Here is a 16,737-nt window from a genome sequence, read left to right as displayed (position 1 = left end):
ACCTGACTGCGTATCTGCTTGAGCCCTTCTTTTCCCACTTTCCGCAAATCGATATATTCCATATCCCTATTATATCACTCTTCCTCTCTTTTTCCTAGCTTTTTGAGCGGGAGTAATAATAAATCTGTAAGAATTTGTAATAGTATAAAGTAAGAATTTTATGGCATACTCTTTTTATGAGAGAATTATGCTTATCCAGAAAGATTCTGCGCCCTGGTGCTGCCTTTTTGCTCTCGGCAGTGCTGCTGGGCTGTGTGTTTGCTGCGTCTGGGCTGTTCCCTTTTGGGGAAAATACCTTGGCCTGGGGCGATATGTCCCAGCAAGTGGTCCCGCTGCTGATGGAACTGAAGGACATTATGCAGGGCAGGGCAAACCTGCTTTTGAACCTTCAAAATGCCGGCGGCATGAGCTTTTGGGGGGTATTCTTTTTCTTTTTGGCCAGCCCGTTCAGCTTCTTGGTGGCTTTTGTAGAGAAGGGCCAGATTTATTTGCTGGTCAACCTGCTGGTCCTGGTAAAGCTCTGTCTGGCGGCTGCCACGGCTTCGCGGTTTTTTGACCGGGAAGCACCAGGGCTAGCGGCTCCTGTGCACTTGGCCCTGTGCGTCTCTTATGGGCTATGCGGTTATGCCCTGCTGTATTACCAAAACCTGGTATGGCTGGATATGCTGTGCCTGTTTCCCTTGATTTTAATGGGCTTTATGCGGCTGATAGAGGGGAAAAGCTCCCGGCTGCTAACCGGGACCCTGATAGCGGCGTTGGTGGTCAATTACTACCTAAGCTACATGGTGTTTTTGGGGATGATCCTCTGCGCTGCGGTATTTCTCCGCTGCTATGTAAAAAGAGAGGCACAGAGAGAACTGGCCGGGAAAATTGGCCTAAGCGCCCTCACTGCTTTAGGGGCCACGGCTGTGGTGTGGCTGCCCTCTTTACTGCAATGCCTTGCCTCTGCCCGGACCAGCGGGGGCCTGATGGACCTGGTGCGCACCGGTAGTTTTTGGAGCAGCCTGACCACCACCCTGCCGCTGCTTCTGTGCACAGCGGGGGCCTCGGTATTACCGGCGCTATGGTTCTTTTTTCAAAAGACTTCCAAGCTAAGGGCCATTGCCCTCTGCTGGGGGCTGACCGTTCTGCCCCTGGTGGTGGAGCCAGTAAATAAATTGTGGCATATGGGCAGCTACCAGGCGTTTCCTGGGCGGTATGGCTACATGCCAGTGCTTTTTGGGCTTTGGTTCCTGGGCGTTGGTTTGGAACAGCGGGAAGAGAGAGCCGGGGCCCCTGGCTGGAAGAAAGCGGCCCTATGGGCACTGCCTCTGCTGGCGGTGGCCGGGGCGGGGATGTACCTGCTGCTGGCCCGGTATGACGCCGTATCCTCTTACACCTCCAGCCTTTGGGTAGACGCAAAGGCCTTTGGGCTGCTGTGCTTGTTCTGGGGCCCCTGCATGGGGGCAATGGTTCTGGGGTGCCGCTTTTCCAGCCGCCGGGCAGCTGGCTGGCTGCTTTTGGCGGTCTGCATGGCCCAGGGCCTGGTGCAGGCAGAGATCTTTATAGGGTCGGCCGCCCGGTCGCCGTCTCGGGGACAGGCTGTGGTGGAGGCCGCGCCCCCAGAGGACGCGGGGCTTTACCGGGTAAAGACAAAAGAGAAGTTTTTTGACGTGAACCTGCTGGGGGCGGCTGGCCACCCCACCTTGAACCACTACACCTCGTTAACGGACAGCCGGTTTCTTGCTGTTATGAAGAAACTGGGGTATTCTTCCTATTGGATGGAGACCTCTGGCTGTGGCGGCACGGGGATTAGCGACCTGCTGTTATCGAACAAGTACAGCATGGACGGCCACTACCTTTGGACTGCCACCGGCAGCGGGAATTTGGGGTACCTTTTGCCCCAGAACGTTTTGCCCGCGGCCCTGGAGACGGAAAATCGCTTTCAGGTGCAGGACCGGCTTTACCAGGCGGTAACAGGGGAGGCAGAGGGGGCTTTTTCCGTCTATAGGCCGGTACAGGGGAAGGCTGTCCTGGGAGAGGTTACCCTAGAGCCAACGGTGCTGCGCTACGAGGTCCCTGTCCTGCAAAGGGAGACATTATATTTTGACGCCTTTTCCTGTATCTCTACCCGGCTGAAGGAGAAGATTAACGACGGCTTTCACATTAAGGTGAACGGTCAGGAGATAGCCGCCTCGTATCCCACCCAGAGACAAAACGGCATTTTGGAGTTGGGTACCTTTGAAAACCAGAAGGTGTCTGTGGAAGTGACGGTTTTAAAGAGGGTAGAGCTATGCTCCTTTGGGGTGTACGGCCTAAAAGCCGCCAAGGTGCGGCGCCTTGCAGAGGCTTTAGGCAGCAGCGGCCTCTTTTGCCAGAAGGGAGGCCTTGGCTGCCAGACAGAGGCGGAAGCGGGACAGGCTTTGTTCCTGTCTGTGCCCTGGTACCAGGGCACAGAGGTATGGGTGAACGGGGAGCGGGTCCAGCCCAGGATTGTACTGGACTGCTTTATGGAGATTCCCCTGCCCGCCGGCTGGGGAGAAGTGGAGCTGCGCTATATTCCCAGCGGTCTAAGACTGGGCGGGTGCCTTAGCCTTGCCACCCTGGCGCTGTGCGTGATTTTCCGCAAAAAGCGGAGTCAGAACGCCGGAAAGCTGCGGCGGGCCTGGTACAGGGCCGCGCCGGCCCTGCTAACAGCGGCCTTTTCCGCAGTGATTCTGCTGGTATATGTTCTTCCACTGGCCTTGTGGATTTTAGGATAAGCGGCCAAAAAGCCCCCCTCCCGGGAAATTCCAGGAGGGGGGCTTTGCCTTGTTATTATTCCGCCATAGCCTTTTGGATGGAGAGCAGCACGGTATCAAAATCCGCCTCTGTAACCAAAAGGGAAATCTCCACCTCCGAGGTGGTGATTAACCGCAGGTCGGCCCGGGTGCTGGAGATAGCCCCAAATACTTTGGCAGCAATGCCGGGGGTGTTCTTCATGTCCGGGTCATAGACAGAGATTTTATGGTTTACCGAGCTGACAATTACGTTAACGTCGGTTTCTTTCTTCAGCTTGGTGGTAAAGGCCAGAACGTCTACCAAATCCTGGTCGGAAATGGTAAAGGAGAGCCCGGTAAAGGCCCCGTGGGTGGGAGCCATGGAGATCATATCAATATTAATGCCATACTGGGCAATGGAGTCGAAAATTTTGGCGATGGAATCCACATTGGCGGGAAATCCCACCAGGGTGACCAGCGTAATATTGTCCACTGTGCTGATTACAGTCTTTGCGCTCATTTTTACGTTCCTTTCCAGTAGTTTTATCCCAGCATATGGGACATGTCATACAGCCCTGGCTTCTGGCCAGCCATAAATACAGCGGCGCGAACCGCCCCGGCGGCGAAGAGCTCTTTAGACTGGGCGGAGTGAGACAAAGTGATCACCTCATGATTGCCCGCGAAGACCACCTGGTGCTCCCCCACAATGGTGCCGCCCCGCACAGAATGAATGCCGATCTCCCGGCTGTCCCGCTTTTTTCGCTGGGAGTGGCGGTCGTAGGTATACTTCATGTCTCCATCCCGCACCTGGTTGATGGCGTCCGCCAGCATAAGGGCCGTACCGCTGGGTGCGTCAATCTTCTGGTTATGGTGGGCCTCCACAATCTCCACATCGAACCCGCTGCCTAAAACAGCCTCGGCCTTTTTGGCCAGCTCAATGAGCAAATTAATGCCCAAGGACATATTCCGGGAATAGAAAATAGGCAGTTCTCTGGCGGCGGCATGGACCTGCTCCACCTGCTCGGGGGTATAGCCAGTGGTGCACAGCACGGCGGCCGCGCCAGGGTGGGCCCGGCAGTAGTCTAGAATCGAGGAGAGAGCGCTGGGGTGGGAGAAATCCACCACTACATCCACCGGTTCGGAGACTTCCTGGATTTCTTGGTAGAGCGGAAAGTCCATCTCTCCGCCCAAACGGTCCACACCGGCAACAATTTGGCAGTTCTCCCGGTTTTGGACAAAATTTCTTACAGCCGCGCCCATTTTTCCCGCGCAGCCGCACAGCAGCAGCTTGGTCAAGCTTATCACGTCCTGTTTTTTTTTATTGCTAGAAGCAGCCTTTATGAAATCAGCCCATGCTCCCGCAGCATTTCGTGCATTTTTGTCTGCTTCTCCTCTGGCATACAGGTCAAAGGCATCCGGCAGAAGTTGGTGCTAAGCAGCCCCATGCGCCAAAGGGCGTCCTTAATGGGAATGGGATTTACGTCCATAAAGAAGCCGTCCATCAGGTCCAGGAACTGGCAGTTTAGTTTACGGGCAGTGTCCAGGTCGCCTTTTAGCATAGCGTGGGTCAGGTCACGCATTTCTCGTGGCAGGGCGTTGGAAAAGACAGAGATGACCCCCTGGCCGCCCATGGCCATAATGGCCAAAGCCTGATTATCCTCGCCGGAATAGACCGCCAGTTCATCGCCGCACAGGGCCAAAGTGCGGGCCACCGAGGCAGTGTCGCCGTTGGCCTCTTTGGTGGCCACGATATAGGGATTTTTGGAAAGCTCCTGGTAGGTGGCGGGCTGAATATTGCAGCCGGTGCGGCTGGGCACATTATAGAGGATGCAGGGCATCTGTACGCAGTCGGCAATGTAGTTAAAGCTTTCTACCAGGCCTTTTTGGGAGGTTTTGTTATAGTAAGGGGTTACCAGCAGAAGGCCCTCCACGCCCAAAGCCTTGGCCTCTAAGGAGAGGTCCACACAAAAGCGGGTATCGTTGCTGCCGGTTCCCGCGATAATGGGGACCCGCCCCTTGGCCTTTTCCACAATAAAGGCAATGGTTTTCAGGTGTTCCTCTGTGCTCATGGTGGCGGCCTCGCCGGTGGTTCCACAGGCAATGATGGCGTCTACGCCGCCGGCCACCTGCTGCTCTACCAGCTGCTCCAGTTCATCCCAAAGGACGTCGCCGCATTGGTTCATAGGGGTGACGAGGGCGGTGCCCACGCCGGTAAAAATGGTATTCTTCATAAGGTTGGCACGTTCCTTTCAAAGTGGCTTACGGATTCCTATTTGAAGTAAAAGAGAGGAGATATTGCGCACCCCAGGGGCAAAAGAGCGCAAATTTTGAAAGCGGCAAAAAAATCAGTCAAAATAGCCCTTCTTGCACAGCAGTTCGGCCATCAGCAGGCCGCCGCCGGCCGCGCCCCGCAGGGTGTTATGAGAAAGACAGACAAACTTGTAGTCATACTGTGTATCCGGGCGCAGGCGGCCTACTGAAATGGCCATGCCGCCCTCTATATCCCGGTCCAGCTTGGTTTGGGGCCGGTTGGGCTCGGTAAAATAGTGGATAAACTGCTTGGGGGCGCTGGGCAGCTCCAGCTCTTGGGCAGGGCCCCGGAACTGGTTCCAGCGCCGGATAATCTCTTCGGCCTCCACCTTCTTTTCCAAAGAGAAGAACACCGCCGCCATATGTCCGTCGGCCACAGGCACCCGCAGGCACTGGGCGGTGATGGAGGGCGCTGTGGCATTGACAATTACGCCGTTTTCCACATGGCCCCATATTTTCATAGGCTCCCGCTCGGACTTTTCCTCCTCGCCGCCAATGTAGGGGATAATATTGTCCACAATCTCCGGCATGGTCTCAAAGGTCTTGCCCGCGCCAGAAATGGCCTGATAAGTGCAGGCCAGCACTTTGCTGACCCCCAGGTCCAGCAGGGGGTGGATAGCGGGCACGTAGCTCTGCAAAGAACAGTTGCACTTAACGGCAATGAAGCCCCGCTTGGTGCCAAGCCGCTGGCGCTGGTGCTGGATGACTTGGGCGTGGTCCGCGTTCAGCTCTGGAATAATCATGGGAACGTCCGGGGTGCCGCGGTGCTCTTTGTTGTTGGAGATGACCGGGCACTCCAGCTTGGCATAGCTCTCTTCCAGGGCCAGGATGTCCTGGGAGTTCATATTGACAGCACAGAACACAAAGTCTACGAGAGAGGCCACGGTTTCCCGGTCTTTTTCCGCGTCATAGACCATAAGGCCGGCCATCTCCTCTGGAATAGGGGCGGCCATGGCCCAGCGGCCCTCCACGGCCTGACGGTAGGTCTTTCCCGCCGAAGAAGCGCTGGCCGCCAGGGCGGTGACTTGAAACCAGGGGTGTCCGTCTAAAATGGTGGCAAAGCGCTGGCCTACCATACCTGTACATCCAATGATTCCCACGCGATATTGTTTCATTTTCAAAAATCCTTTCTTAAAAGAACAAGAATGATAGGGGGAACGCAGTCCATACAGTGGTAAAGCATTTTTAGATGGGCGGCACAGCGGCTGGTTTGAGAATCGGTGAACGCAGATGCTCAAACGCATTTCCCCGTAAAAAAGGGTTGAAAAAAGGCCGGCAATCCCCTATAATGAGAAGAGTATTGTATAATAATACTCTAGTTCGCGGTCTTTGTCAAGGTGAAGCGCCATCAGGGAGTGTCCAAATGCAGTGTTTTATGAGCAGACTTTCCGGCGACGGAACAGGAAAAGTTTCGTCGTCTCCTCTGGGGCTTGCCAGCAATTTCCTCGGCAGGCGAGACTCCCCAATATTGTCATAAACGCCTTGTTTGGGCCACGCCCCGCAACCAGGAGGGAATCCCTTTTTAGCTGACCAGAAGATTTTTTATGGATAACGTTTGAATTTGGTGGAGAGGAGACCATGACCCGTGGATTTTCAGCGCAATTTTGATAACCAGGCAGAGGCGTATGAAGCCTCCCGCCCGGAATACCCCAGGGAGCTTTACCAGGACATGCTCCGCTATCAGCCCTTGGAGAGAACAAGCCAGGTGCTGGAAATTGGCCTGGGCAGCGGCAAGGCCACAAAGCCGGTTTTAGAAACAGGCTGCCGCCTGGTGGGACTAGAACCAGGTGGCAGCCTGGCGGCGCTGGCCCGGCGGCGGTTAAGGGATTATGAAAACCTCACCCTGTTGGAACAAGTGTTCCAAGATTACAGTGGGCCGGATGAGCGCTTTGATTTGATCTATGCTGCCACTGCGTTTCATTGGCTTCCAGAAGACTACGGCTACCGGCGGGTCTATCGTTTGCTGCGGCCGGGCGGGGCCTTTGCCCGGTTTGCCTACCACGCGGGACCAGACAGAAAACGCCTGGCCCTGACCGAAGAGGTTTATAAGCTGTACCGTGAGCATATGAACGGGGGCAAGGGGACATACCGCCCCTTGTGTCCAGAGGACGGGGAACGGCTTTTGGCCGTTCCCAAAAGCTATGGATTTGAGGAAACAGAGTTTCATCTGTATGAGCTGGAAAAGAACTTCACCGCCGAAGAGTATCTGTGTCTTTTGAGGACCTACCCGGACCATATGGCCCTGGACGAGGAGCACAGGGCAAAGCTGTTCCATGGGATTTATCAGGCTATTGAGCGGCATGGAGGGACCATGACAGTGTATTATACAGTAGATCTGGAGTTGGCCCGAAAACCAGGGGAAGCGCGCTAGGTAAGTGGACGCCCTGGCTTATAATATGAAAGAACATAAGAAACGTGAAGCCTGACGGAGATATTAGGAGAGAGCTGTCATAAATCAAACAACTATGAAAACGCATGATTTTTATTATAACCTTCCGCCGGAGCAGATTGCCCAAACCCCGGTGGAGCCCAGGGACTCCTCCCGGCTAATGACCCTGGACAAAACCACCGGCCAGGTGGGGCACCGGCACTTTCGTGATATAACGGAACTGTTGAACCCTGGCGACTGCCTGATTCTCAATGATTCCCGGGTGCTTCCGGCCCGTATCTATGGAGAGAAAGAAGAAACAGGAGCCCATGTGGAGTTTCTGCTGCTTAAAAACCGGGGGGACGTTTGGGAGGCCCTTTGCAAGCCTGGAAAACGCGCAAAGCCTGGCAGCCGTTTTTCCTTTGGCGGGGGACTTTTGCGGGGGGAAGTCACCGGCGTGACAGAAGAGGGCGGCCGCCTGGTGCGCTTTACCTGTGAAGGGGAATTTTTCAGCGTGCTGGACCAAATCGGACAAATGCCCCTGCCGCCCTACATTAAGGAAAAGCTCCAGGACCAAGAGCGTTATCAGACTGTGTATTCTCGAGAGAGGGGCTCCGCGGCCGCTCCCACAGCTGGCCTCCACTTTACTCCAGCGCTGTTGGAGGCCGTCCGGGCAAAAGGCGTCCAGCTGGGATTTGTGACCCTGCACGTGGGGCTGGGGACCTTCCGGCCCGTGAGCGCGGAGAACATTGCCGACCACAAGATGCATTCAGAGCACTACTTTATGCCCGGAGCCACAGCGGAGCTGATCAACCAGACCAAAGCCAATGGCGGCAGGGTGATCGCGGTGGGTACCACCAGCTGCCGTACCATTGAGTCTGTGGCCAGGCAAGAGGGCTGCTTTAAAGAGAGCGGCGGCTGGACGGATATTTTCATTTATCCCGGCTACCAGTTTCGGGGGATTGATGGGCTGATCACCAATTTCCACCTGCCGGAGAGTACGCTGATTATGCTGGTTTCCGCTTTGGCCGGGCGAGAAAATGTTCTGCAGGCGTATCGAATCGCGGTGGAGGAAAGATATCGCTTTTTTTCGTTTGGAGATGCGATGCTTGTGGTGTGAGTAAAAATTTGGGGCGGGGTAGAGCCCGCAAAAGCGTAGTATTACTGGGGGTTCGCGGGTCTTTTGCGCTTAATTTTCAAAACAGCATTTTGGGCGTTTTTGAGGCAAAATCGGGGCAAAAGGCCCTTTTTGGCCCAAACTTTTGCAAAAGTTTTAAAGGAAAAAATGACGAATCAAAACGCATAATTAATGAATGTTCATTCAGCTTCGTTTGGATGATGTGGGAGTATGGTTGAACTATACTCTGTGATTTCAGGAAATTGCGGAAATGGCAAAAAGAGTAAATGATGTGGAAATATATAGTATTATAACACTATATATTGAGGAGCAGCTTATAAGCAATACAATGCAATTCAATTTAACGGTCTGTAATGGTTTATAGGCCGTATAAAAATGGAGGAGTGCATATGTCAAACAAGACGCTGGTTCCTGATTAAGCTGCAAGGGAATCTGCTTCAAGTGGGGCATATGCTCTATGAACTGATTTCAGTTGATGATCGTATTGTAAGTGTTGAGAAACTGGATGATGTAGCTGTGGAGATTGATGGAAAAGTTATTGCCGAACAAATCAAAAGTGTTACATCATCTAATAATCCAATGGATGAGAGATCCGTAGTTTTTTTGGAAGACACTTTACAATTGGTGTACTTACATTGAATACGGTTCTTTGCCAGCCGGCGCTGTTTGGCGATTTGTTGTTGTTGCGAATGGAACCATTACCCCTGGTAGCATTCAGGAGATATTTGCAAATGCTCATTCCAATGATGAGGCTCGAAAAGCTTTTGATGATGCAAAAATTACTATTTTAGGAACACCTCCAGATGATTCAGCTGTTGATGTATATACTGCTTTGCCAGATACTTATAGAAAGTATATCAGATATCTTTTTAATAAAAGTCGGGAAAGAATTGTTTGCGATATTATCAAGGCCATGGAAATTGAAATTCATTGCGATACCTATGATGAAGATCTCTTAAACCGGTTCCACAGTCAAACAATCCCCGTAGAATATGCGGATCTCCTACTGACAGATATGCTCGGTTAGGTTACTCAAACAGTAGAGTCATTTACGAAGAACAATAAGCCTGCCTGTATTGCCGCAAAAGACTATCGTAAAGCATTGAATAAACAAATTAGAGCATGTGATACAAATTCGGTTAGAAAAATATTTGAGACCTTATCTGCCTTTGTAAAGAACGCAAAGTTTGACATACAGATTATCGTTACAGAACATGCTGATGATGATATATGAGGTAATATCCCCGATTCCCAAATTCATCTTGTTGAAAAATGGAGAAATAACGTTAAGCCTGTTCCTGTCGATTGGCTGAAGGAATAAGAATATATTGGAGTTTAGGGCTTGTTTGAAAAATTGGAAACGCCGTCTTTTTGCTCGATTTCGCAAAGCGAACATCGAAAGCGGTTATCTTCTGCGTCAAAAATCCTCGTCAACCGACCGGTTGACTTGCGGTTTTTTTTCTGAAATCTGACCACTTCTGACCAAAAATTCGTCATTCCCTCTATTCTCAAACAAGCCCTAGGGCGCGTCTTCAAACTCAAGCAATCCAAAGGAGGATGGAGGCAAGAAGAGCAACAGCAAAAAATAAGTAGGCGCGTTTTTCATATCTGGTGGAAAAGCGGCGGTGGGCCTTAAACTTGAGGAATAAATTCTCCACCAAATGGCGTTCCTTGTAAATATGCCAGTCAATATTGCGGGGATGCTTGGCAATTTTGCGGCTTGGAATCCCAACAATGGCCCCGCGTTCCTCCAGCCAATGGACAAACCGATCACATATTTCCCCTGTAGATCAAAAGGTTCCAGCAGTTTTTGCGCATAACAAATGTCATTGCGGTTTCCTGGCGACAGCAAAGGCCGCAATGGGTTTCCCAGCCCATCTACTACCGCATGGACTTTCGTGGTCAATCCTCCCCGGCTGCGTCCCAGCTCTTCTTGGCCCCCTTTTTAGCGCCGCTTCATGCTGATGGATTTTGACCGTGGTACTATCCAGCATCAGAGTCGTTTCATCCACAATGTCCTGGGCAATCAATTCCTCAAAAATGTGCTCCTAAACACCTTGCTGGCTCCATCGGCGGAACCGGGTGTACACGCTTTTCCACGGGCCGTACCGCTCCGGCAGGTCCCGCCATGGGATCCCTGTATTCAGCCAGTACAAATATCCCATTGAGCATCATCCGGTTGTCTTTTCCCGGCCTTCCTCCATGCTTTGGCTTTTCTGGCGGCAACAAGTCTTTCACTTTTTTCCACTGTTCTTCGATCATTTCATTCTTCTACTTTACCACAGTTCCCTTCTTTTGTCTACTTTTTTTAAGACACTCTTTAAGGCTTGGTTAGTTTTTGATTAGTTTTTCTGATTTTCTTCGCTAATCAGCAGGCTTTCGCTTCTTTAGGAATCAGCCATAAGCGGCTTCATGGTGGTGCTCCTTTAGACATATTCAATTTTTACTCTCTTGACGGGGGCATTGGCTACCTTAAAGATAATCTCGTCAACGCAATCCCCGTATCTGCCCTGCTGTATGAGCTGGTTCTTCAGCTCCACAAGACTATGTAATAAAATATTTCTTTCTTGGCTATCCACATATATGTGAGGTTTCTTTTCTCTCATACCGTCCACTGTCCTGTCTTAACTTTATTATAATAAGACGGCTTGAAATTCAAAGGTGCAAAAGATCAAAAAAAACAAGCGTACCTCCATTCTTAATGGTATGCTTATCTGAATTCAGTTCTTAATCAAGATCGACATATCCCGTTACGGTGGTTTCTCTCCATTGATTTTTCCTTACATACGGTCCGTTAACCTTTTGGTAAGCCGCCGCCTGCTCAAAAGATAGCGGTAATTCAAAGGAAAGAGAACTCCTACTTACTTTTGATAGCCGCCTGGAGGGCAGCCAGGGCAATGGGCTATAAAAGGCTGATTATTATATATTGGAAAGCAAAACGGAGCCAGCCTCCGGGCCGCAGGATGGAGATGTGTGGGGCAGGCAGGCGGCTTGCGCTGGACTGGGATAGTTAACACAGTTCAAAAGAGGAAGAATCCCTCTTTTGAATCAGGCGGCACAAGAGCTGCTGCGGCCTCCGTCCATGGAGATGGACCCTGCCGCTCCAGACTGAGATCAGCGCGTATCTGGAGCAGCACGGCATGGCTATGGACGAGTTCATTGCCCTGGCCACACAGGACAAGTTACATCCCAAAATACCGGAAAGGGAGGGAAAGGAAAGGGAGAACATGAGAACCCTGGCGTTCCAGGTGCCGGAGAGCCTGTTTCAGCGGGTCAAGCGGTACCTGGAACGCAATTATACCTAAATTCGCAGGCTGCAACACTGGCGTAAACTGGTTCAAGAATAAAAACCAATGGCTGGAGGGCAGCGCGACTCCCGACTCCGGCTGCATCATTTTCTTTAATTGGCCGGATGAGTACGGTGTCCAGGGCGGCAGCTCGGACCATGTAGGCATTGTGGAAAAAGTGGAGGGCGGCAGGGTCTACACCATCGAGGGCAACTCAGGGGACGCTTGTGAGCGGAACCGCTATCCCATCGGCGACGACCAGATTTGGGGGTATGGGACGCCGATATTACGATAAGGCAACACCGCACCATTCGCGGGTGGCGCCTTAAGCACCGTCTTGCTTGCAGATTTTCCGTGATAGCGCACAGCTTTCGCTTGTCAATGGTGAGATGGACGGCGCTCAATCTGTACACTCTCACGAAAAATCTGACTGCACAATACGGTACTTAGAATTCTGCGGTATTGTCTTAATTGCGGGCGGTCAAAAAATACTCAAATAAAGTTCCCGGCTCAGCTTCTCTAAGAGCCGGATCCCCGCCACGCTGTTGCCCTTTTGGTCCAAGGCAGGGGAGTAGATCCCAATGCCCATGCGGGTAGGGACCACGGCCATAATACCCCCGGAGACCCCGCTCTTGGCGGGGATCCCCACCCGGATGGCGAACTCGCCGGACCCGTCATACATGCCGCATGTCATGAGGATGGCGTTCACATACTGGGCCAAAGGCGCGGGGAAAATGCGCCGGTTTGAGTCCGGCAGCCGTCCCCTGTTGGCCAGCACTGCGCCCATATGGGCCAGGCCCCTGCAGTCCACCTGGATGGAGCAGGCCCGGAAATAGCAGTCCAAAACCTCTTCCACGTCATCCTCCAAAATACCGTGGGACTTGAGCAGATAGGCCAGCGCCCGGTTCTTGCTGCCGTGGTTTTTCTCAGAGAGATAGACCGCCTGGTCAATGGTGATCGTATCGTCCCCCACCAGCTGGCCGGTCAGGTTCATCAGGCGCTGAAAGCGTTCCTCATAGCTGCCGCCGTGGATCAGGGTGCACATGACGATAGCCCCCATATTGACCATGGGGTTGATATGCCGGCTGTCCAGGGTGTGCTCCCCGGCGTTGATGGCGTCAAAGGGCTTGCCGGTGGCCTCCACGCCCACCTTGCTCTGAACCGCGCAGGCCCCGTTGTCCAGCAGGGCTTGCAGCAGCAGGACCGGCTTCACCATGCTCTGCAAGGTAAAGGGCTGGCGGCAGTCCCCGGCCCAACTGTGTTTTCCTTCGCTGTCAATAACGTAGAGCCCCAGGGCGCTGGGGTCTTTTTTCGCCAGCTCCGGAATATAATTTGCAACCCTGCCCGTAGCGGTGTAGGGCCGGCACTCTTCTAGCAGTTTCTCAAGCAATTCTCCCATAGATATATCGGGCCTTTCTACAGTGATAATACGATGATTTTAGCACAGAAGCTCGAAAGATGCAAGAGGGTCATAAATATTCATTTACCAGCATAGGAGAAAGGGAAGATGAAGAATACTAAACTCTATTATACCAGAGTTCAAAGAAGCGTTTTGGACTGCGTACCCAGGCGGGAATGTCGCCCAGGAGAGGACAAAAGCGGTGAATGCTTACTACCGGAAACACAAAACCCTGGATGGCTGTCCTCGCCTCTCAGAGGATGAGGTGCTAAAGCTGAAATCGGGCATGGCGAGTTCCTGGCACATCGAGGACAAGCCCTCCCCTTCCTGGGCCTTATCCAACAACAACACAGAGATCCGGCGGGTCAAGGAACGCATAACCATGCTGACCCGCCAGCAGGAGGTTGGGTACACGGGCTGGGACTTTGACGGCGGGAGAGTAGAGGCCAACGCCGAGGATAACCGCCTGCAAATCATCTTTGATGAAAAGCCGGAAGCGGAAACCCGACCCGCGCTTAAAAGCAACGGCTTTCGGTGGGCTCCCAGCGCAGGGGCCTGGCAGCGGCTGTTGAAACAGCAGAGGTCTATGGAGGAAATTGCCGATATTTGTGGCCTGGATTTGGACGAAGTCAAAAAAATCGCGGAAGAAGGCTGAGTTAGCTTTTTGCGCGAAACGAGTGTTATATTTTGTCATCATCGAATGGCGATTCCAGGTGCCAACAAGGGAGAAACTTTTTCTTGGCATTAGACAAAAGGGTTCGAATTTCTTTTTTTGTATCGAAAAAGCGGCATCTTTTAAGCATGGTAAGACCAAAAGGAGACAAAAGCATTTTAGAGGCGTTTACCTCCTTTTTTATGCTCTGAAATTCTAATGATGAAACAAAAAGTGTGGATAACATCATAAAGTACACTTTCGGCATTATTGACCACGCCACCTACTGTGCAGTAAAAGAAATGAAATCTGGCCAATACCGAAACCCCAATCGAAAATACTGCGAATATTGAAGAACGGAACGAGCAAGCCAGCATGAACTATTACGGGCCCATGTTATCATATAAGTCTGAGTTATTCCAAGTTGTTGCAATTAGAATAGCTATTTTCAATGAAGAATTTCAAGTCATGTACAAAGCATTAATTAAATTATTGAGGAGAGAACAATTGTGAAACGTGTTTATGCTTTCACAGATGAATATGGCGCGTTCGGATGTGATAGTAACAATCTAGATGTATCTACACATTTCATCATTACAGCAATTATTGTAGAAGAAGCAAATGTGGACAAGTGCAGAGACTGTGTGGAACAAATTCAAACAACATTTTCAAACAGGGGAAATGAAATCTTCTAAAGTGAGTAGAAATCATGAACGGCGCAAACGTATACTTGCGGATTAAGCCCCCCTACCCTTCAGTATTTTTTCAGTTTGTATTGATAAGAAAAACACATAGAAAATATGAATTTGAAAGGACTTCAACACAAGAAATTATTCTATAAATTCATGAATAACATTGTTCACAAGGAGTTGAGGCGGGCATTCAAGAAAAAGTAACCATTATTGCTGACGAAATTGGCAGTAATGAGTATATGCAAAGTTTTTGCCAGTAATATGTTATTAATCATCAGGATATGCCGAATCTGTGGGGAGATGCAGATTTTAGTTTTCGAAACAGCAAAAATGATGTTGGTCTTCAAGTAGCTGATTTTGTTAGTGGGACATTAGCTTATATGTTTGATAACCACAAAGTGTCAGATGATACACCAAACTACTTAGAAGTACTAAAATCTCAACTGATAAGATTTGAACTTTACCCTAAACCATATTAAAACGTAAACCCGATTCGGCATTTGGTGTTTTGGAAACCGCTTCCACAATGAAGATAAACGCAATCCCAACAAACACGGAATAACTCGCAATATTTGAGGACGGCACAACTTTCGTTGCCGTCAATAGTATCATTATTGCCACACCTATCATCGTGAGGACAGTACCCTCTTTATTATTTTCCATAGCCTGTTGATTTTTCATTTCATTTCCTCCTGTACGGCTAATATTGCTCCTCGGTAAGCCTGTTCTATATGAGATTTAATGAGTTCCTCATCATACTCCAATGAATTGTTAGCTATGATGCTTGCGTATCCATGAGCAAATAGCGAAACTTTCAAAAAAACTTTTTTTGTTTGTTCAATATTCATACCTATTGTCTCCTGCATTGCAGAAATAACTGGCACAAGTTCCTCTGAATCAATCATTTCAAGCAAATTGTTCTCAACTGCAAAACCCGATTGAAACAGGAAACGAAACAAATTCGGTTCTTCAACTGCAAAACGAATATAATTCAAGCCTATTCCAAGCATAACGCCTTTCTGTGGCTTCTGAATGTTCATCAAATATTCCGTATGATACCACTCCAATTTCGCATAGACAGCTTTTTTCAATTCCTCAATCGTCGCAAAATGGTACATAACGGGATGTGTGGAACAATTTAGTTTTTTTGCAACAGTCCGTGCGTTGATGTTCTCTCCACCTGCTTCACGGGCAACTTCAAAAGCAGCGTTAATGACCATCTCTTTTGTGATTTTAGGTTTCGGCGGCATAACTTTTCCTCCTGTTTGGTAATTTGCGTTACATAACATGAATTACATTACACTCTGCAAAACTGATTTTGTCAATCCTTAGACTGAACGTTCACCCAATGGCTTTTTGTTCTTCCATATACGGAAAGTAAATTGATTGTCCATGTTACGACCTCACCATCCCATCTCCATCAGCCACCTCGCCGCCGTTTCCTCCCGCCGCTTTTCCGCCCCGGCTGCTGATTTGCCCAGCTTCAGCTCTGCGGAAATCTGGCCGTCCAGCAAGTAGATGATCCGGTCACATCTGCTGGCGATCCTGCTGTCATGGGTCACCATCAAAATCGTGGTTCCCTCCCGGTTCAGCTTGACCAGTTCCTCCATGACCTCCCCCGCCGCGCTCATGTTCAGCGCCCCGGTGGGTTCGTCCGCGAACAGGATTTCCGGCTCGTTCATCATGCTCCGGCAGATACACGCCCGCTGGAGCTGACCCCCGGACACCTGGGTGATCCGGCGCTGTTCCAGCCCCGTGATTCCCAGCTTCTCCGTAAGCGTTCGCGCCCGCAGGCGCAGTTCCTCCTTTGATTTCCGGCCCTTACCTCTGTTGGCCTGCGCTGCCGGAAGCAGGATATTGTCCAGCAAATTCAAATTTGCCATCATGTTCATCTGCTGGAACACAAAGCCCATGCGGTGCAGCCGCAGCCGCGCCTTTTCGTCCTCGGACAGCCTCGTGATCTCCACATTGCCAAGCCAGACCTGCCCAGCCGTGGGCTGATCCATCCCGGCCACGTTGTAGAGCAGCGTCGATTTCCCGGAGCCGGACGGCCCCATGACCGCCAGCATTTCGCCCTGCGCCATGCCAAACGTGATTTGGTGCAGGATGTTTTCTTTTGTCAGGTTCTCTACCCTCAGTAACTTTTTCATGCT

Annotated in this window: 22 protein-coding genes; 11 read left to right on the top strand and 11 right to left on the bottom strand. The window is 51.0% G+C overall.

Annotation, left to right across the window (positions count from 1 at the left end; genetic code table 11):
* The first annotated feature begins 176 nt into the window (after positions 1–176).
* Complete coding sequence (locus U8U68_RS15900) at positions 177–2,741, top strand: YfhO family protein (RefSeq protein ID WP_322202534.1); 2,565 nt, start codon at positions 177–179, stop codon at positions 2,739–2,741.
* Between the two features lie 55 nt (positions 2,742–2,796).
* Here U8U68_RS15900 and U8U68_RS15895 read toward each other — a convergent pair whose 3' ends face one another.
* From U8U68_RS15895 to asd, 4 genes are all read right to left on the bottom strand, one after another.
* Positions 2,797–3,258 (bottom strand): ACT domain-containing protein, encoded by a 462-nt coding sequence (locus U8U68_RS15895; RefSeq protein WP_322202532.1) that lies wholly within the window; start codon positions 3,256–3,258, stop codon positions 2,797–2,799.
* A 23-nt stretch (positions 3,259–3,281) separates the two neighbouring features.
* Positions 3,282–4,043: a 4-hydroxy-tetrahydrodipicolinate reductase gene (gene dapB, locus U8U68_RS15890; protein WP_322202530.1), complete on the bottom strand. Its 762-nt coding sequence runs from the start codon at positions 4,041–4,043 to the stop codon at positions 3,282–3,284.
* A 32-nt stretch (positions 4,044–4,075) separates the two neighbouring features.
* The gene (dapA, locus tag U8U68_RS15885; protein ID WP_322202528.1) at positions 4,076–4,969 is read right to left on the bottom strand and encodes a 4-hydroxy-tetrahydrodipicolinate synthase; all 894 of its coding nucleotides are present in this window, start codon (positions 4,967–4,969) and stop codon (positions 4,076–4,078) included.
* 114 nt (positions 4,970–5,083) lie between these two features.
* Positions 5,084–6,163, bottom strand: a complete 1,080-nt coding sequence (gene asd / locus U8U68_RS15880) for an aspartate-semialdehyde dehydrogenase (RefSeq protein WP_322202526.1) — start codon at positions 6,161–6,163, stop codon at positions 5,084–5,086.
* Positions 6,164–6,633: 470 nt separating this feature from the next.
* On the opposite strand from asd, the gene U8U68_RS15875 reads away from it, so the two are divergent.
* From U8U68_RS15875 to U8U68_RS22460, 5 genes are all read left to right on the top strand, one after another.
* Positions 6,634–7,419 (top strand): class I SAM-dependent methyltransferase, encoded by a 786-nt coding sequence (locus U8U68_RS15875; protein WP_322202524.1) that lies wholly within the window; start codon positions 6,634–6,636, stop codon positions 7,417–7,419.
* 94 nt (positions 7,420–7,513) lie between these two features.
* Positions 7,514–8,536, top strand: a complete 1,023-nt coding sequence (gene queA / locus U8U68_RS15870) for a tRNA preQ1(34) S-adenosylmethionine ribosyltransferase-isomerase QueA (protein WP_322202522.1) — start codon at positions 7,514–7,516, stop codon at positions 8,534–8,536.
* Between the two features lie 393 nt (positions 8,537–8,929).
* A complete protein-coding gene (locus tag U8U68_RS15865) occupies positions 8,930–9,193 on the top strand; it encodes a hypothetical protein (RefSeq protein WP_322202520.1) in 264 nt (87 codons plus the stop codon).
* Positions 9,194–9,203: 10 nt separating this feature from the next.
* Positions 9,204–9,581 (top strand): hypothetical protein, encoded by a 378-nt coding sequence (locus U8U68_RS15860; protein WP_322202518.1) that lies wholly within the window; start codon positions 9,204–9,206, stop codon positions 9,579–9,581.
* Positions 9,582–9,629: 48 nt separating this feature from the next.
* Complete coding sequence (locus tag U8U68_RS22460) at positions 9,630–9,788, top strand: DUF3732 domain-containing protein (protein ID WP_367575841.1); 159 nt, start codon at positions 9,630–9,632, stop codon at positions 9,786–9,788.
* 285 nt (positions 9,789–10,073) lie between these two features.
* Here the strand turns inward: U8U68_RS22460 and U8U68_RS22680 are convergent, their stop codons facing one another.
* From U8U68_RS22680 to U8U68_RS15850, 3 genes are all read right to left on the bottom strand, one after another.
* Complete coding sequence (locus U8U68_RS22680) at positions 10,074–10,460, bottom strand: hypothetical protein (RefSeq protein ID WP_322202516.1); 387 nt, start codon at positions 10,458–10,460, stop codon at positions 10,074–10,076.
* 142 nt (positions 10,461–10,602) lie between these two features.
* Positions 10,603–10,719, bottom strand: coding sequence for a transposase (locus U8U68_RS22450; RefSeq protein ID WP_367575838.1), 117 nt, complete (start codon positions 10,717–10,719; stop codon positions 10,603–10,605).
* A 261-nt stretch (positions 10,720–10,980) separates the two neighbouring features.
* Positions 10,981–11,160 carry a hypothetical protein gene (locus U8U68_RS15850; protein WP_322202514.1) on the bottom strand — a complete coding sequence of 60 codons (180 nt, stop codon included), beginning with the start codon at positions 11,158–11,160 and terminating at the stop codon, positions 10,981–10,983.
* Positions 11,161–11,694: 534 nt separating this feature from the next.
* On the opposite strand from U8U68_RS15850, the gene U8U68_RS15845 reads away from it, so the two are divergent.
* Both U8U68_RS15845 and U8U68_RS15840 read left to right on the top strand, forming a co-directional pair.
* Complete coding sequence (locus U8U68_RS15845) at positions 11,695–11,859, top strand: hypothetical protein (RefSeq protein ID WP_322202513.1); 165 nt, start codon at positions 11,695–11,697, stop codon at positions 11,857–11,859.
* Entirely contained in the window at positions 11,849–12,136 is a 288-nt protein-coding gene (locus U8U68_RS15840; RefSeq protein WP_322202538.1) for a CHAP domain-containing protein, read from the top strand. Before U8U68_RS15845 ends, U8U68_RS15840 begins: the two co-directional genes overlap by 11 nt.
* Before the next feature lie 186 nt (positions 12,137–12,322).
* Here the strand turns inward: U8U68_RS15840 and glsA are convergent, their stop codons facing one another.
* Positions 12,323–13,240 carry a glutaminase A gene (gene glsA, locus U8U68_RS15835; protein ID WP_322202510.1) on the bottom strand — a complete coding sequence of 306 codons (918 nt, stop codon included), beginning with the start codon at positions 13,238–13,240 and terminating at the stop codon, positions 12,323–12,325.
* A 202-nt stretch (positions 13,241–13,442) separates the two neighbouring features.
* Between glsA and U8U68_RS15830 the strand changes: the two genes are divergently transcribed.
* From U8U68_RS15830 to U8U68_RS22445, 3 genes are all read left to right on the top strand, one after another.
* Complete coding sequence (locus U8U68_RS15830) at positions 13,443–13,895, top strand: DUF8626 domain-containing protein (protein ID WP_367575837.1); 453 nt, start codon at positions 13,443–13,445, stop codon at positions 13,893–13,895.
* A 506-nt stretch (positions 13,896–14,401) separates the two neighbouring features.
* Positions 14,402–14,587, top strand: a complete 186-nt coding sequence (locus tag U8U68_RS15825) for a hypothetical protein (protein WP_322202508.1) — start codon at positions 14,402–14,404, stop codon at positions 14,585–14,587.
* Positions 14,588–14,865: 278 nt separating this feature from the next.
* On the top strand, positions 14,866–15,063 hold the full coding sequence (locus U8U68_RS22445) for a DUF3800 domain-containing protein (RefSeq protein WP_367575836.1): 198 nt from the start codon (positions 14,866–14,868) through the stop codon (positions 15,061–15,063).
* On the opposite strand, the gene U8U68_RS15820 is transcribed toward U8U68_RS22445, so the two are convergent.
* From U8U68_RS15820 to U8U68_RS15810, 3 genes are all read right to left on the bottom strand, one after another.
* Positions 15,050–15,265 carry a hypothetical protein gene (locus tag U8U68_RS15820; protein WP_322202506.1) on the bottom strand — a complete coding sequence of 72 codons (216 nt, stop codon included), beginning with the start codon at positions 15,263–15,265 and terminating at the stop codon, positions 15,050–15,052. The two genes, U8U68_RS22445 and U8U68_RS15820, sit on opposite strands and share 14 nt — an antisense overlap.
* On the bottom strand, positions 15,262–15,834 hold the full coding sequence (locus U8U68_RS15815; RefSeq protein WP_322202503.1) for a TetR/AcrR family transcriptional regulator: 573 nt from the start codon (positions 15,832–15,834) through the stop codon (positions 15,262–15,264). The genes U8U68_RS15820 and U8U68_RS15815 overlap by 4 nt, the downstream gene beginning before the upstream one ends.
* Positions 15,835–15,987: 153 nt before the next feature.
* The gene (locus tag U8U68_RS15810; RefSeq protein ID WP_322202501.1) at positions 15,988–16,734 is read right to left on the bottom strand and encodes an ABC transporter ATP-binding protein; all 747 of its coding nucleotides are present in this window, start codon (positions 16,732–16,734) and stop codon (positions 15,988–15,990) included.
* Positions 16,735–16,737: the final 3 nt, after the last annotated feature.

It is taken from the genome of Acutalibacter intestini, assembly GCF_034334985.1.
In the GTDB taxonomy this organism is placed as follows: domain Bacteria; phylum Bacillota; class Clostridia; order Oscillospirales; family Acutalibacteraceae; genus Acutalibacter; species Acutalibacter intestini.
This window is presented reverse-complemented; position numbering and strand designations above follow the sequence as displayed.

Excerpts from the sequence above, each read along its gene's own strand:
- U8U68_RS15900 (WP_322202534.1), top strand. The coding sequence starts at position 177 with ATGAGAGAATTATGCTTATCCAGAAAGATTCTGCGCCCTGGTGCTGCC.
- U8U68_RS15895 (WP_322202532.1), bottom strand. The coding sequence starts at position 3,258 with ATGAGCGCAAAGACTGTAATCAGCACAGTGGACAATATTACGCTGGTC.
- dapA (WP_322202528.1), bottom strand. The coding sequence starts at position 4,969 with ATGAAGAATACCATTTTTACCGGCGTGGGCACCGCCCTCGTCACCCCT.
- asd (WP_322202526.1), bottom strand. The coding sequence starts at position 6,163 with ATGAAACAATATCGCGTGGGAATCATTGGATGTACAGGTATGGTAGGC.
- queA (WP_322202522.1), top strand. The coding sequence starts at position 7,514 with ATGAAAACGCATGATTTTTATTATAACCTTCCGCCGGAGCAGATTGCC.
- U8U68_RS15865 (WP_322202520.1), top strand. The coding sequence starts at position 8,930 with ATGGAGGAGTGCATATGTCAAACAAGACGCTGGTTCCTGATTAAGCTG.
- U8U68_RS22450 (WP_367575838.1), bottom strand. The coding sequence starts at position 10,719 with ATGGGATATTTGTACTGGCTGAATACAGGGATCCCATGGCGGGACCTG.
- U8U68_RS15850 (WP_322202514.1), bottom strand. The coding sequence starts at position 11,160 with ATGAGAGAAAAGAAACCTCACATATATGTGGATAGCCAAGAAAGAAAT.
- U8U68_RS15845 (WP_322202513.1), top strand. The coding sequence starts at position 11,695 with ATGGCTATGGACGAGTTCATTGCCCTGGCCACACAGGACAAGTTACAT.
- glsA (WP_322202510.1), bottom strand. The coding sequence starts at position 13,240 with ATGGGAGAATTGCTTGAGAAACTGCTAGAAGAGTGCCGGCCCTACACC.
- U8U68_RS22445 (WP_367575836.1), top strand. The coding sequence starts at position 14,866 with ATGCCGAATCTGTGGGGAGATGCAGATTTTAGTTTTCGAAACAGCAAA.
- U8U68_RS15820 (WP_322202506.1), bottom strand. The coding sequence starts at position 15,265 with ATGAAAAATCAACAGGCTATGGAAAATAATAAAGAGGGTACTGTCCTC.
- U8U68_RS15815 (WP_322202503.1), bottom strand. The coding sequence starts at position 15,834 with ATGCCGCCGAAACCTAAAATCACAAAAGAGATGGTCATTAACGCTGCT.
- U8U68_RS15810 (WP_322202501.1), bottom strand. The coding sequence starts at position 16,734 with ATGAAAAAGTTACTGAGGGTAGAGAACCTGACAAAAGAAAACATCCTG.